Genomic DNA, 14,781 nt, shown 5'->3' on the forward strand with positions numbered 1-14,781 from the left:
ATGCAGGCGTTCATAAGCTTCGGCAGTAATCTCGGAGATCAGGTGTCACTGGTTGAATCGGCTATTGATGCATTGCGGAATTCGGATTCTGTGGACGTGATGGCAGTTTCGCCTTGGTACCGCTCCAAGGCAGTCGGGCCAGGGCAGCAAAGTGATTACCTCAACGGTGTTATCGAGCTAGATACCGCTCTTTCTGGCCATGAGCTATTGGATCTACTACAAGCGCTTGAGCTTGATCATGGCCGAGAACGGATTATTCGTTGGGGTTCAAGAACACTGGATCTCGACATTCTATTCTTTGACAATCAACACCTATCAACCGAAAGGCTTATCGTACCCCACCCCCGCTGTACTGAGCGTCCGTTCGTGATGCAGCCTTGGGCCGATATCGCTGGTGATTTGATACTCGACGACAAAAAAGTCGCGGATATAGCAGCAGAATTAACTGACGACCAGCTTTGCTTGTGGCAAGATAACCCTATCGACTAATCGTTTGGGGACTGTTGTAGTGACTAACGACGCTTTTACTGTAACTTCTAAACCGTTATTTATCGCGGTAGAGGGTAATATCGGAGCTGGTAAGACTCGCTTAGCTCGTCGACTTGCGGAGAGTTTGAATGCGACCGAACTACTCGAAACTGCCAATAGTAATCCCTTTCTAAATGATTTCTACCGCGATCCAAAGCAATTTGCCCTCGCCACCCAGCTACACTTTTTGTTTTCGCGCAATAAGATCAATCTCCAAGTCAAAGAGGGAAGTCTTTTTGACAACCGTTATGTTGCCGATTTTTTAATCAACAAAGAGCTTCTCTTTGCATCCGTGAATCTGTCGGATCACGAATACCAACTCTACAAGCAAGTCTACGAATCGATGGCAATCGACTCAGTTAAACCTGATCTAGTGATTTATCTGCAGACAACTACCGAGCATAGCAGGCGCCAACTTCGCGATAGCCATCGACAAATCCAACGCCTTATCAGCGATGATTATTTGGAGAGAATGAACGATGCTTACACTCGTTTCTTTCATTTCTACGATCAGTCGCCTTTACTTATCATTAACGCCTCGGAGATCGACCTAGAAGACGATCAAGAATATGAAGCGTTTTTCCAATGTCTGTTGGCGAACCGACACGGTCGTCACTACTACAACCCAATACCTATGGCCATTTAGCGCCGAGAGATGTGATGAATAAAGTAACGATTCAAACCTTACAAAACCTGAAATCCGAGCGACAGAAATTCGCGGTCGTCGCCGCCTATGACGCTTCATTCTCTAAGTTGTTAGCCGAGGCCGGTGTTGATGTGATCCTAGTGGGCGACTCCCTTGGCATGACCGTCCAGGGGCACAATACCACGGTGCCTGTGACCATCGAAGAGGTGTGTTACCACACCGAAGCGGTGAAACGAGGTAACGACTCCTCGCTGATTATTGGTGACCTCCCTTTCATGACCTACAGCTCAGTGGCGGATGCGCTGCTTAATAGCACTCAGCTAATGCAAGCTGGTTCGCATATGGTGAAGTTAGAGGGTGGTCGTTGGTTAGCCGATACCATTAAAGCCTTATCTGACTGTGGGATACCCGTCTGTGCCCACCTAGGCTTAACGCCCCAGTCAGTGAATAAATTAGGCGGCTATAAGGTTCAGGGCCGCGATGCAGACTCTGCTCAAGCTATGATTGAAGACGCGATGGCTCTCGAGGCCGCCGGCGCCGACTTGATGGTATTGGAATGTGTGCCAAGCCCGCTAGCCAAACGCATTAGCGAGCAACTCAGCATTCCTGTGGTTGGCATTGGAGCTGGCGCTGACACTGACGCACAGGTGTTAGTCATCTATGACATGCTGGGTATTAGCCCAAAATCCCCGAAGTTCTCAAAGAACTATCTACAGTTCAACCCGAGTATCGCGGCAGCACTTTCTGACTATGTAGAGGAAGTAAAGCGCGGTGCCTTTCCGGGTTTAGAGCATAGTTTCGAGTAATTAGCTCTCGCGCCATTCGACCTCTTGATAGTGTTCCTCAAAACCCCGTGACAGATAATTTGGCAATGCCGCGGGGTGGTCCCAACTGCACGTGTTAACAGTAACTAACGAGGATTTCTCGAGGCCCTGAGCGATGGCAAATTCGAGTGCGGGCCCACCTGCCCCTAGACCAACGGCATGAGGCGCCAAGCCAAAATACTGTAACTCGACTGAGTCGCTTAGCTCGGCCAGTTCGAAGTAACCTGCTGGCGTTTCATTCTGATAAATTATCCAGAGTTCACACGCTTCAGCATGCTCCTGCCAGGCCTCCGCGCTCAATGAAAGCTTGTCGGTCCAACCCCAGTCACCGCCTACCCAACGATAAAAAAAGGAATGTAGTTCGCCGACTAATTCGGCGCATCGAGTGATACGCCATCCATTCGGCAGCGGCGAAGTACCACTAAATTTTTCAGCATCAATTGATAGGTAGTGAACAGTTACTGCTTCTTTCATAATCCAAGTAATCCTAAGCTAGTTCGAAATATGCTTGCGCCTGACGATGTAGAAAAGAATCTGGCTACGTTAACTATTACCGCTCGCCTTGGCCGCTTCAGGCGCAATGACTATACCAAAAAATCACCTTCTCTATTCGCGAACACCAAAATTTTTATCCTTCCAATGCAGAGCAAACAATGCAATTTGACTGTTATATAGCGCGTAACTCTTTCATCTATTTATAGAGACTAAGCAACTATTCTTGACAACCATATATTACATTCGTAATATCTTAGATATTACATGCGTAATAGGAAGGGAAAAATGGACGACATTAGTAAATCGGAGCTAGAGATTCTCCACGTTATTTGGCGCACAAGCCCCATATCAACCAACGATATTGTAGACACTCTTCAAGCGTCACATGGCTGGCACGACAAAACTACTCGCACACTCATTACCCGCCTAGTAAAAAAACAGGCGGTTAGCTTCGAAAAGGTCGGTAGGCAATATTTTTATACGCCGCTGATTGATCAAGATACCTATTTAGCGTCGCAGAGTAAGAGCTTTCTCCAACGCGTCTTCAAAGGAAACTTCATAGGTCTAGTGAGTGGCTTTGCAAAATCTGAGAGTCTTTCGAGAGATGATATTGAGCAATTAAAGCAATTTATTGATGACTGGGAGAAGAAGAATGATTGAGTGGCTGACACACCATACGCTAACGTTTAGTATCGCTTGCGTTACCGCCGTCATCATATCTAAAACACTTATCGATAAACTATCAGCAACGATTGTTTACCGGCTTTTCATAATTATCCCGTTGGCGCTGTTAGTCGCGCATATCCCAAGTCCAGTCCGCAAGCCTCAGATTCTCGATATATCAGCGGTAGACTATCTAAGTTCTGCTGTATCCGTTCCATCAGCTAGCAACTTGGAGATAGTGTTCCCTGTACTGTGGTTGATCGGCGCAACGGCTGCGCTGGTATATATTCTACTGAACCTCTTAGCAGCCTCTCGAGTCCTTCAAACTGCTAGTCTAGGTCAACCCATTAATGGCCGGGCAGTGTCATACAGTCGCCGCACCAATTCTCCCGCTGTATACGGCATATTTAGTGGCCGTATCGTCTTACCCGTCGATGCCAAAACATTCTACTCAGAAAGCGAACTAGCGATCATTGTCGAACACGAATATGTGCATATCAAACGTCGCGACAATCTACTCACACTCTTAGCTATCTCTCTAGCGTCTATATTTTGGTTCAATCCACTTTCTTGGCTCGCTTTTAAACAGTTTCGGCTTACTCAAGAAGCTAGCTGTGATGAGCGAGTACTTCGAGACAAATCCATAAGCCGTAAGCGCTATGCACAGGCAATGCTAAAGAGCCTTATGAGCTCACCCACACATCAGTACCTATTTGCTCACTCAGGAGAAAAGAAGATGCTACTCAGTCGATTAAAACTTATCAAAAACAATATGAAGCCGGCAAAACATGCAACATTGTTTGCCTTCTTTACACTATTTTTCGTCAGTGCTTGCGCTATTGAAAGTGATACTACCGTCGAAACCACAGAATTAGAGCCTACGCCTATCGTACTTGTGCATCCTCTGTATCCTCGGCAGTTAATGACTGACGGTGTCGAAGGTGAGGTAATTGTTGAGTTCCTCATCACGGAAAATTTCACTGTTGATGACGTTACCGTGGTGTCCTCAGAATCAAGTGATGGTGCCGAATCTTCTCGTGCCCTGCTTGAAACAGCGGCACTCAACGCCATCCAAAAATTCAAGTATTCTCCTGAATACTCTGGACTAACATCCCATTATAAATTTAGCTTTAAGGCGGAGGGCTAACCTCAAGGAAGCTTAAGCCTAGTGACTGACATGGACACTCGACTCCACGTCAGTCGCTGGCAGACGCGTCAAGAAGACTAACAATACAAGTGAGACTAAGCATACCTTCACAATCCGACGAACCCCTGAAGAACGAGTGAAGATAAGCGCAACATTTGGCGCTCAGTTCCGCCCTTGATAATAAACACTTACTAGTTCACTCATCCACTTCCCCTCACCAAGGACCCCACCGAAATGTGGTAGTTAAACGCAAAGATATCCCTACCCTTGAACAGTTTAACACTCACTACGCGTTATTTGGCCCGCGACAACAATAATACTTAGGTCGAATGCGAAGCTGCCTGCGACATGGTATCCGGCTATGTTAAACTAATGAAAAACATAGAGGGAAGGATTATGTCTGCCGTTATTGTCGCCGCTAAACGAAGTCCAGTTGGATCATTTGGCGGTTCGCTTGCGAGCCTAAGTGCCGTAGAAATCGCCACTCAGGTCGTGCAAGATTGCCTGAAGAGTATCAATCTAACACCAGAACTCGTTGATGAGCTTATCGCGGGACAGGTACTCACCGCGGGCTGTGGTCAAAATCCAGCTCGCCAAACTGCACTGGCTGCAGGCCTCAGCCAACAGTGTGCAAGTTTAACCATTAATAAGGTCTGCGGTTCAGGACTTAAGGCCGTTGCCTTAGCCGCTCAGGCAATTGACAACGGCGATGCTGAGATCATCATTGCTGGCGGCCAAGAGAGTATGAGTAATGTGCCACACGTCCTGCCAAATAGCCGTAAAGGGCAGCGAATGGGTAACTGGAACCTCGTGGACACCATGGTTAACGATGGTCTCTGGGATGCTTTTAATGACTACCATATGGGGATCACCGCGGAGAATCTAGTCGCCGCTCATGCCGAACAGACCTTAGACCGTGAAGCCCAGGATCAATTCGCGCTGACATCACATCAGAAGGCGGCAGCCGCTCAAACGGCCGGCTGGTTTGATCAGGAAATCACGCCAATCACTATTACCCCTCGCAGAGGACCTACTGTTGAAGTCTCGCTGGATGACGGCATTAAAGCCGATGCGAATATCGAGTCACTGACTCGCCTTCGCCCTGCCTTCGATAAAAATGGCTCCGTTACTGCAGGTAACGCATCCTCGTTGAATGATGGTGCCGCGTTCGTAGTGGTAATGAGCGAGTCGAAAGCAAAGTCCTTAGGGCTACCGATCTTGGCTCATATTAGCGCGCACGCGAGTGCCGGCGTTGCGCCAGAGATCATGGGTACCGGACCGATACCAGCAACGCGCAAAGTGCTTGAAAAAACAAATTGGCAGCTAGACGACGTCGATCTGATTGAAGCTAACGAGGCGTTCGCTGTTCAAGCACTCTGTGTCAGCCAATCGCTTGGCCTGGACCCTAGTAAGGTTAATATTGGCGGTGGAGCTATTGCGTTAGGCCACCCTATTGGCGCTTCGGGCTGCCGTGTATTGGTTACCCTTCTTCATCATCTTGAGAGAACTCAGCAGAAACGTGGTATTGCCACGTTATGTATCGGCGGTGGCCAAGGTGTTGCTATGGCTGTAGAACGTCCGTAAAACGGTGCTAACGGCCTATTAGTCCACTTGTTAGCCAGCATCAACTACTCGCTAACAACTACTAAACTTACAGGCATAAAAAAACGAGGCCAAGGCCTCGTTTTTTTATGATCGACTAGAACTTAATCTTCGCTAGCTTCAGCATCAGATTCCGCTGCAGGCGCTTCTAGCGTCTCTTTGATAGAGAGCTTAACACGGCCGCGCTGGTCAACATCTAGTACTTTAACCTTAACTTCTTGACCTTCAGTTAAGTAATCACCTACCGCATTGACACGCTCGTGAGCGATCTGCGAGATGTGAACCAAACCGTCTTTGCCAGGAAGGAAGTTAACGAATGCACCGAAATCTACGATCTTCTGGACCGTACCTTCATAAGTTGCACCGATTTCAGCTTCCGCTGTAATACCTTCGATCATGTTCACTGCAGCGCGAAGATCTTCTCCGCTTGCGGCGTAAATTCGAATGGTACCATCGTCTTCGATATCAACATCTGCACCCGTCTGCTCAGTAATCGAACGGATAGTTGCGCCACCCTTACCAATTACGTCACGGATCTTGTCAGTGTGAACCTTCAAGGTGTGGAAACGTGGTGCAGTTTCAGCTACATCAGAACGCGACGATGCAAGCACCGAGTTCATCTCTTCAAGGATGTGCAAACGCGCGTCCTTAGCTTGAGACAGTGCGGTATCCATGATTGATTCGTTAATACCCTCAATCTTGATATCCATCTGAAGTGCAGTAATACCCTGCTCTGTACCAGCAACCTTAAAGTCCATATCACCAAGATGATCTTCATCACCTAGGATATCGGTTAGGACAGCAACTTCTTCGCCGTCTTTCACAAGACCCATAGCGATACCCGCTACCGGCGCCTTAAGCGGAACACCTGCGTCCATCATTGCGAGTGAAGTTCCGCATACTGACGCCATAGAAGACGAACCGTTTGACTCAGTAATCTCAGAGACAACACGGATGGTGTATGGGAATTCTTCAATGTTTGGCATAACCGCTGCAACACCACGGCGCGCTAGGCGACCATGACCGATTTCGCGACGACCAACACCACCCATACGACCCGCTTCACCTACAGAGTAAGGAGGGAAGTTGTAGTGGAGCATGAAGTAATCACGGAAGCTGCCGGTTAGCGCATCAACGATTTGAGAATCACGAAGTGAACCCAACGTTGCTACAACGATAGCCTGCGTTTCACCGCGAGTAAATACCGATGAACCGTGAACGTTTGGCATGACGCCAACTTCACTCTTAAGCGCGCGAACGGTAGTGGTATCACGACCATCAATACGCGGCTCACCAGCAAGAATACGACGACGAACGATACGCTTCTCTAGCTTACCGAAGTATGAAGAGACTTCAGAGGCATCGTAATCAGATGCATCAGTTGCCAAGGTAGCAATCGCTTCATCACGAAGGGTTGAAAGCGTACCTGAACGCTCCTGCTTAACCGTAATTTGGTAAGCTGCTGCAACTTTATCGCCGAAAGCCAGATCTAACGCCGCTACTAGCGGTTCGTTAACTGCTGCTGCCTGCCAATCCCAAGTTGGCTTAGCAGTTTCACTAGCCAATTCGTTGATTGCGCTGATAACTGTTTGCATTTCCTGGTGGCCGTAAAGTACCGCACCAAGCATGATATCTTCAGGAAGCTCATTCGCTTCTGATTCAACCATTAAGACTGCATCCTTCGTACCGGCAACAACCATGTCTAGTTCTGACGCTGGAAGCTCACTGATAGTAGGATTTAATAGGTAGCCTTCGCTCTCTGAGTAACCAACACGAGCACAACCAATTGGGCCGGCGAATGGGATACCAGAAATAGCCAATGCTGCTGAAGTACCAATCATTGCCGCAACATCTGAATCGACTTCTTTACCCGCTGACATAACTGTACAGACAACCTGTACTTCATTCATAAAGCCATTTGGAAATAGCGGGCGAATTGGACGATCGATCAAACGTGATGTCAGTGTTTCTTTTTCTGACGGACGACCTTCACGCTTAAGGAAACCACCTGGGATTCTACCAGCGGCATAAGTTTTCTCGATGTAATGAACGGATAGAGGGAAAAAGCTCTGGCCCTCTTTGGCGTTCTTATCACCAACGACCGTACATAAAACAACCGTGTCATCCATCGATACTAAAACGGCACCATCAGCTTGACGAGCCAAACGGCCGGTTTCAAGCGTTACTTGGTGTTTACCGTATTGAAACTGTTTAATTACAGGATTCACATTATTTTCCTTTATCTGTAAAACAACAACGGGCGCTAGGCGCCCGAGGTTGTAAGTGACTTAGCGACGTAAACCTAGACGCTTAATCAAGTCGGCGTAGCGAGCAACGTTTTTACCCTTAAGGTAATCAAGCAACTTACGACGCTGATTTACCATACGGATAAGACCACGACGGCTGTGGTGATCTTGCTTGTTGCCTTTAAAGTGGCCCTGAAGCTTGTTGATGTTATGCGTCAACAAAGCTACCTGAACTTCCGGTGAACCAGTATCGCCTTCGCCCTGAGCGTAATCGGCTACGATAGCCGCTTTTTCTTGTGCACTTAGTGCCATGAGTCATACTCCTCTCATAATATGCCATAAAATCAAGCCTGACCGCGCATATTTACAGACAGGTTCGTCCCTTTCGGGAAAGTCGCATTACTGCGTTATTCAGCCACTAGGCGCCTTGGCGCCAATAGGCCATCTTCGTTAACTTCACCAATACCCATGAAGTTACCAGATTCATCTGCAATTCTAACCCAATCACCCGCATCTGCGATACGTAAAATTGCATTATCTTGCACGGGCTGACCCTGACGCAGATAATAAGCTGCTGCTTCGTTCAACACAACTTTCGGCAAGTGATCTACGGCAGCTTCAATCGGGATCAATAGATGATCCAAAACTTCAGCACGATTCTCGCCGCGCATCTCTGAAAGTTGATCCAACGTGTGCGCATTATCTTCGTGGAACGGACCGGCCTGAATACGGTGTAGAGCCGTTACGTGGGCTCCACAACCAATGGCTTCGCCAATATCTTCAACCAAGGTACGAATATACGTCCCTTTAGAGCAATGAACGTTAATCACTGCTGCGGGATACTCACCTGCGGTGAACGACTTAAGCTCAATGTGAAATAGGTTAATATCGCGAGCTTCACGCTCAACAGTCTTACCTTCACGCGCCAGCTTATATAGCGGCACACCGTTATGCTTAAGTGCCGAATACATTGAAGGAACTTGCTTTTGTTCACCTTCAAAACGCTTCAAAACTTCAACAACATCGGCTTCTGTCAATTCCGGAGCAGGCGTGTGATCACGCTCTTCACCTTCAACATCACCGGTATCGGTGCGGACACCAAACTTGATGCTCGCGTTGTATTCTTTGTCAGCGTCAAGTAGAAACTGAGTGAACTTAGTGCCTTCACCAAAACAAATTGGCAGCACGCCGGTTGCTTTCGGATCCAGACTACCAGTGTGCCCAGCTTTTGCCGCGAATAAAATTCGCTTTGCACGCTGAAGCGCGTCATTGGAAGAATCGCCAATACCTTTATTTAATACCAAGATACCATCTAAACGACGGCCAAATGGTCTTCTACGCCTTCTTGCCACGAATTACTCCTCGTCGTCGCGGCGGTCATCGGACACCGCGCGATCAATCAATCCTGAAAGGTATGACCCCTGTGAGACACTCTTGTCATATAAGAACTTAATCTTTGGGGTTGTACGCATTCTATGTGTTTTACTTAAGAGCGAGCGGAGATAGCCAGCAGCACCATTTAGTACTTTGACACCTTCAACTATTGCCTCTTCGCCTTCAATCCCCATAAAGGTAACAAACACCTTTGCGTAGCTTAAATCGCGCGTCACTTCGACGTCAGTAATGCTTACCATACCGACCCGTGGATCGCGCATTTCACGCTGGATCAAAAGCGACAATTCCTTTTTCAAGAAATCGCCGACTCGATCTGTTCTTGCAAACTCTTTAGCCATAAGACCTTTCTTTAAAGACTACGTTGAATTTCGAGGACTTCAAACACTTCGATTTGGTCACCGACTTTTACATCATAGTTCTTAACGCCGATTCCGCACTCCATTCCGTTACGAACTTCCTGAGCGTCATCTTTGAATCGACGAAGCGACTCCAATTCACCCTCAAAGATCACAACGCTGTCACGTAATACGCGAATAGGTTTAGCTCGATATACCGTTCCTTCAGTCACCATACAACCAGCAACCTGGCCGAACTTAGGCGAACGGAATACTTCACGAACATCTGCAATACCCACAATGTTCTCACGAAGCTCAGGTGCCAACATACCCGTAAGGGCGGCCTTGAGGTCATCGAGAAGGTTGTAGATAACGCTATAGTAGCGAATTTCAATTGACTCAGCTTCTGCGGTACGACGCGCGGTTGCGTCAGCACGAACGTTGAAACCAAGCATAATTGCACCTGAAGTCACGGCTAGGTTGACGTCAGTTTCGGTTAAACCACCTACGCCACTGGAGACAACTTGAACCTGAACTTCGTCATTACCAAGATCGGCAAGCGCAGCCAGAATAGCTTCAAGTGAACCGCGTACGTCTGCCTTAACCACTACAGATAAGGTCTTCTTATCGCCCTCTTCCATGTTAGTGAACATGTTTTCGAGCTTAGCTGCTTGCTGACGAGCCAACTTATCGTGACGGTCACGGTCATGACGAGATTGAGCTACCTCACGAGCACGACGCTCATTGGGTACCACCAAGAACTCATCACCTGCAGCGGGAGTTCCGTCGAGACCTAATATCTCTACCGGAATAGACGGACCAGCCTTCGCGACGGTCTCACCATTTTCATCCAACATTGCACGAACACGTCCATACTGTTGACCAGCAAGAACGATGTCACCCTTCTCTAAGGTACCCGCTTGAACGAGAACCGTTGAGACTGAACCGCGACCCTTATCAAGGCGAGACTCAATAACAACACCTCGCGCAGAACCCGAATGAACCGCTTTAAGCTCAAGTACTTCAGACTGAAGTAAGATAGCTTCAAGTAACGCTTCAATACCTTGACCAGTGTGAGCAGAAACCTCAACGAACTGAGTGTCACCGCCCCAGTCTTCTGGAATAACTTCTTTAGCTGCCAATTCGTTCTTAACACGATCGGGATCAGCACTTTCCTTATCCATCTTATTCACCGCAACAATAAGCGGTACACCAGCTGCTTTCGCATGCTGAACTGCCTCTTCGGTCTGCGGCATAACACCGTCGTCTGCGGCAACGGCTAAGATAACAATATCGGTCGCCTGAGCGCCACGAGCTCGCATAGCAGTAAAGGCTGCGTGTCCGGGCGTATCGAGGAACGAGATCATACCGTGACCGGTATCAACGTGGTACGCACCAATGTGCTGGGTAATACCACCGGCTTCACCCGTGGTTACATGCGTTTTACGAATGTAATCAAGTAACGACGTTTTACCATGGTCAACGTGCCCCATCACCGTAACAACGGGTGCACGAGACAACTCTTCGCCATCGGTTTGGACAAAGTCTTCAACCAAACTTTCTTCCATTTGATTAGACGATACGGTCTTAACGGTGTGACCCATTTCTTCAACCACTAAAGTAGCTGTGTCTTGGTCTAACGCCTGGTTAATGGTTGCCATAGAGCCCATAGTCATAAGAGCCTTGATAACCTCACCGGCTTTAACTGCCATCGCTTGGGCGAGTTCACCCACGGTAATGGTTTCCGGAACTTCTACCTCGCGCACGATTTTTTCAGTTGGCTTTTGGAAGCCATGCTGATTATCGGCACGTGCACCACCACGAGCGTTAGACTTCGCCTTAAGCTTCTTGCGGCCACCTCGTCGGTCGAAGTTCTCACCTCTTCCAAGGGGCTTCTTCTTACCTTTAGGTTTCTCGGCTTCACGTTCACGGCGCTGTGGTTGTGATTTCTTCGCTTCAGCTTCTTTAAGCGCTGCCTCAGCAGCGGCGCGTGCCTGAATCTCAGCCGCTTTACGCTCCTCTTCAAGGCGCGCAGCTTCAATCGCAGCGGTCTGCTCTGCTTCGGCATTGGCCTCATTTGCTTCTGCAGCCTTAGCCGCTTCCGCAGCCGCCTCCGCTTTCGCGAGCTTCTCGGCAGCTTTAGCCGCCGCCGCAGCTTCTACTTCGGCCTTGGCCGCTGCTTCCGCTGCCGCCTTTTCTGCTGCTGCCGCTTCGGCTTCCTCAGCGGCAATCTCTTCTGGACTGCGCTTTACAAAAGTACGCTTCTTACGAACTTCAACCGCTACGGTCTTGCGACCGCCAGCTTTCAGAGTTGTCGTAGTCTTGCGCTTCAACGTAATCTTCTTCGGTGCATCAGTCGACTCGCCGTGAGATGCCTTCAAGTGATTAAGAAGGGTCTGCTTCTCTTCAGCAGAGACCAAACTATCGCCTTTACGTGTCTTTAACCCAGCATCCTTCATTTGTTCAATGAGTTTGGTTTGGGTGGTACCGATTTGTTCTGCTAAATCTTTAACTGTTACATCAGCCATCTAATTTCTCCCCGTGTTTCGTATTCGCGACGCTCTTTGGTATTACTCGAACCAAGGCGCACGGGCTGTCATGATAAGTGCGGCTGCGCGCTCCTCATCGAGTTCGTCAATGTCACTAATGTCATCAACGGCTTGCTCTGCTAGGTCTTCCATTGTGATGATTCCACGGCTCGCAAATACGAACGCTAAATGACGATCCATGCCATCCATCTCTAACAGGTCTTCTGCTGGCTCTGCTTTCTCTAAGCGCTCTTCCGATTTTAGCTCTAAGGTTAGTAGAGCATCTTTAGCACGCGTACGTAATTCAGTAACCATGTCCTCATCGAAGCCTTCGATAGATAGCATCTCATCCATTGGCACATAGGCTATTTCATCCAGGCTAGTAAATCCTTCATCAGCCAATACTTCGGCCAGCCCCTCATCAACATCTAGGTGCTCAATAAAGAGATTTACAAACTGACCAACTTCGGCTTCCTGACGCTCAGCAAAGTCCTCAACCGACAGCACGTTAATACGCCATCCTGTCAGTTCACCCGCTAAGCGAACGTTCTGACCTGAACGGCCAATTGCCTGGGCTAGGTTCTCTGAATCAACCGCAACGTCCATCGAATGCGCATCTTCATCAACAACAATTGACTCAACTTCTGCTGGCGCCATTGCATTGATCACGAGTTGTGCTGGGTTATCATCCCAAAGAATGATATCAACGCGTTCGTTCTGTAGCTCACCTGATACCGCTTGAACACGTGAACCACGCATACCAACACAGGCACCTACAGGATCGATACGACCATCATTAGTCTTCACCGCAATCTTGGCACGCGAACCCGCATCACGAGCTGCGCCACGAATCTCGATAACTTGCTCAGAAATCTCTGGCACTTCGATCTTGAACAATTCGATCAACATTTCGTTTGATGCACGACTTAGAATAAGTTGTGGACCCTTACCGTCATCACGAACTTCCTGAAGTACTGCGCGAACGCGGTCATTCATGCGGAAGATTTCACGTGGGATAAGGTTCTCGCGAGGTAGAATCGCTTCAGCGTTGCCGCCTAAATCAACCTTGATCCATTCGCGATTTACCGTCTTAACTGAACCGCTAAGCACCTCACCGATACGAAGTCGGTAAACATCGGCAATTTGCTGACGTTCTGCTTCACGAACTTTTTGAACGATAACCTGCTTGGCAGTTTGTGCGGCAATTCGTCCGAAGTTGATATTCTCAACCTGTTCTTCATGAAAATCGCCAATCGCAAGCTCCGGATTCACTTCCGCAGCTTCTTCAGTGGTAAGCTGAGTACCCAGTATCGCCAATACGTCATCGGCAACCACTTCCCAGCGACGGAACGATTCATAATCGCCAGACTCACGGTCAATAACTACTCGGATATCTGATTCTTCTTCGTAACGCTTTTTTGTAGCGGTAGCGAGAGCGGTCTCAATGGCTTCAAAAATAAGCGACTGAGGTACACCCTTCTCGTTTGATACAGCTTCCGCAACTAACAGAATTTCTTTATTCATATTCGCGCCCTTAAAAACGATAATCTAAAAATTAATTATTAAAAGTTGGAATGACCTTTGCCTTTTCGATCGACTCGACAGGGAACACTAGTTCTTCCCCATCTACGTGAAGAACCACTTCATCACCCTCGATACCGACAATAATCCCTTGAAACTTGCGTCGACCCTCAAAGGCCATACGCAGCTGTAACTTGATTCGTTCACCAACACTGCCTTCGTAATGTGACAGTTTGACTAGTGGTCGATCCAGACCTGGAGAAGAAACTTCCAATGTGTACTCACCACTAATTGGATCTTCCACATCCATCACTGAAGAAACCTGTCGGCTAACACGCTCACAGTCTTCAAGACTAACGCCGACCTCTGCACGATCTATATAAAGGCGGAGCGTGACATCTTTGCCCTTTGATAAATATTCTAACGTCCAAAGCTCACAGCCGAGGGCTTCCACTACTGGAGCCAGCAAAGCTTCTAGCTTATCCGCTTTTGTTCCTGCCATCGTAAACCTCAAATTTAACAAAAAATGGGAGTTTAGCCCATCTCTACTGGTCGGTTTCGTAACGCCCAAGTAGCAAAAAGCCCCTAAAAAGGGGCCATCGTAGAGTGATTTGACTTAGCCTTTGTGCGCACACAATTGGCATAAGCTTCACCTAACTGTCATCTCTCATTGATCCAAGAGATAAAATGCGCTTTCTAACGAAAGGCTAAGGTCATCGTCCTTCGATCCTTTAGAAAACAACATCTAAAGGTGACCTTTATTACAAACTACCGTCTTAAAATTGGTAGCGGGAGCTGGCTTAACACCATCGACCTTCAGCGGCTGCGCCGGTTGAAAGCTGAGCCCGACC

At 48.1% G+C, this 14,781-nt stretch carries 14 protein-coding genes; 6 read left to right on the forward strand and 8 right to left on the reverse strand.

Annotation, left to right across the window (positions count from 1 at the left end):
* From folK to panB, 3 genes are read left to right on the forward strand one after another with little or no spacing between them, the layout of a single operon-like run.
* On the forward strand, window positions 1-489 hold the full coding sequence (folK, locus tag Q0698_RS06995) for a 2-amino-4-hydroxy-6-hydroxymethyldihydropteridine diphosphokinase (protein WP_298635114.1): 489 nt from the start codon (window positions 1-3) through the stop codon (window positions 487-489).
* A 19-nt stretch (window positions 490-508) separates the two neighbouring features.
* Entirely contained in the window at window positions 509-1,174 is a 666-nt protein-coding gene (locus Q0698_RS07000; RefSeq protein ID WP_298635117.1) for a deoxynucleoside kinase, read from the forward strand.
* Window positions 1,175-1,188: 14 nt separating this feature from the next.
* On the forward strand, window positions 1,189-1,980 hold the full coding sequence (gene panB, locus Q0698_RS07005; protein ID WP_298635120.1) for a 3-methyl-2-oxobutanoate hydroxymethyltransferase: 792 nt from the start codon (window positions 1,189-1,191) through the stop codon (window positions 1,978-1,980).
* On the opposite strand, the gene Q0698_RS07010 is transcribed toward panB, so the two are convergent.
* Window positions 1,981-2,472, reverse strand: a complete 492-nt coding sequence (locus Q0698_RS07010; RefSeq protein ID WP_298635122.1) for a GNAT family N-acetyltransferase — start codon at window positions 2,470-2,472, stop codon at window positions 1,981-1,983.
* A gap of 306 nt (window positions 2,473-2,778) precedes the next feature.
* Here Q0698_RS07010 and Q0698_RS07015 point away from each other — a divergent pair, with 306 nt between their 5' ends.
* The 3 genes from Q0698_RS07015 to Q0698_RS07025 all read left to right on the forward strand — a co-directional run bounded on the left by Q0698_RS07015 (window position 2,779) and on the right by Q0698_RS07025 (window position 5,887).
* A complete protein-coding gene (locus Q0698_RS07015) occupies window positions 2,779-3,153 on the forward strand; it encodes a BlaI/MecI/CopY family transcriptional regulator (RefSeq protein WP_298635124.1) in 375 nt (124 codons plus the stop codon).
* Window positions 3,146-4,303: a M56 family metallopeptidase gene (locus Q0698_RS07020; RefSeq protein WP_298635125.1), complete on the forward strand. Its 1,158-nt coding sequence runs from the start codon at window positions 3,146-3,148 to the stop codon at window positions 4,301-4,303. Before Q0698_RS07015 ends, Q0698_RS07020 begins: the two co-directional genes overlap by 8 nt.
* Window positions 4,304-4,699: 396 nt before the next feature.
* Entirely contained in the window at window positions 4,700-5,887 is a 1,188-nt protein-coding gene (locus tag Q0698_RS07025) for an acetyl-CoA C-acetyltransferase (protein WP_298635127.1), read from the forward strand.
* 122 nt (window positions 5,888-6,009) lie between these two features.
* Here the strand turns inward: Q0698_RS07025 and pnp are convergent, their stop codons facing one another.
* The 7 genes from pnp to rimP all read right to left on the reverse strand — a co-directional run bounded on the left by pnp (window position 6,010) and on the right by rimP (window position 14,432).
* A complete protein-coding gene (gene pnp, locus Q0698_RS07030; RefSeq protein ID WP_298635130.1) occupies window positions 6,010-8,133 on the reverse strand; it encodes a polyribonucleotide nucleotidyltransferase in 2,124 nt (707 codons plus the stop codon).
* 60 nt (window positions 8,134-8,193) lie between these two features.
* Complete coding sequence (gene rpsO / locus Q0698_RS07035) at window positions 8,194-8,463, reverse strand: 30S ribosomal protein S15 (RefSeq protein WP_121876773.1); 270 nt, start codon at window positions 8,461-8,463, stop codon at window positions 8,194-8,196.
* A 95-nt stretch (window positions 8,464-8,558) separates the two neighbouring features.
* Entirely contained in the window at window positions 8,559-9,503 is a 945-nt protein-coding gene (gene truB, locus Q0698_RS07040) for a tRNA pseudouridine(55) synthase TruB (protein WP_298635137.1), read from the reverse strand.
* Between the two features lie 3 nt (window positions 9,504-9,506).
* Window positions 9,507-9,884, reverse strand: a complete 378-nt coding sequence (gene rbfA, locus Q0698_RS07045; protein WP_298635139.1) for a 30S ribosome-binding factor RbfA — start codon at window positions 9,882-9,884, stop codon at window positions 9,507-9,509.
* A gap of 11 nt (window positions 9,885-9,895) precedes the next feature.
* Entirely contained in the window at window positions 9,896-12,409 is a 2,514-nt protein-coding gene (gene infB, locus Q0698_RS07050) for a translation initiation factor IF-2 (RefSeq protein ID WP_298635141.1), read from the reverse strand.
* Window positions 12,410-12,451: 42 nt separating this feature from the next.
* Window positions 12,452-13,933: a transcription termination factor NusA gene (gene nusA, locus Q0698_RS07055; protein ID WP_298635143.1), complete on the reverse strand. Its 1,482-nt coding sequence runs from the start codon at window positions 13,931-13,933 to the stop codon at window positions 12,452-12,454.
* Between the two features lie 31 nt (window positions 13,934-13,964).
* Entirely contained in the window at window positions 13,965-14,432 is a 468-nt protein-coding gene (gene rimP / locus Q0698_RS07060) for a ribosome maturation factor RimP (protein WP_298635145.1), read from the reverse strand.
* Window positions 14,433-14,781 lie beyond the last annotated feature (349 nt).

This window comes from uncultured Umboniibacter sp. (genome assembly GCF_947497555.1).
GTDB lineage: Bacteria > Pseudomonadota > Gammaproteobacteria > Pseudomonadales > DSM-25080 > Umboniibacter.

Coding starts and splice junctions, on each gene's coding strand:
- folK (WP_298635114.1), top strand. CDS start 1: ATGCAGGCGTTCATAAGCTTCGGCAGTAATCTCGGAGATCAGGTGTCA.
- panB (WP_298635120.1), top strand. CDS start 1,189: ATGAATAAAGTAACGATTCAAACCTTACAAAACCTGAAATCCGAGCGA.
- Q0698_RS07010 (WP_298635122.1), bottom strand. CDS start 2,472: ATGAAAGAAGCAGTAACTGTTCACTACCTATCAATTGATGCTGAAAAA.
- Q0698_RS07015 (WP_298635124.1), top strand. CDS start 2,779: ATGGACGACATTAGTAAATCGGAGCTAGAGATTCTCCACGTTATTTGG.
- Q0698_RS07020 (WP_298635125.1), top strand. CDS start 3,146: ATGATTGAGTGGCTGACACACCATACGCTAACGTTTAGTATCGCTTGC.
- Q0698_RS07025 (WP_298635127.1), top strand. CDS start 4,700: ATGTCTGCCGTTATTGTCGCCGCTAAACGAAGTCCAGTTGGATCATTT.
- rpsO (WP_121876773.1), bottom strand. CDS start 8,463: ATGGCACTAAGTGCACAAGAAAAAGCGGCTATCGTAGCCGATTACGCT.
- rbfA (WP_298635139.1), bottom strand. CDS start 9,884: ATGGCTAAAGAGTTTGCAAGAACAGATCGAGTCGGCGATTTCTTGAAA.
- infB (WP_298635141.1), bottom strand. CDS start 12,409: ATGGCTGATGTAACAGTTAAAGATTTAGCAGAACAAATCGGTACCACC.
- nusA (WP_298635143.1), bottom strand. CDS start 13,933: ATGAATAAAGAAATTCTGTTAGTTGCGGAAGCTGTATCAAACGAGAAG.
- rimP (WP_298635145.1), bottom strand. CDS start 14,432: ATGGCAGGAACAAAAGCGGATAAGCTAGAAGCTTTGCTGGCTCCAGTA.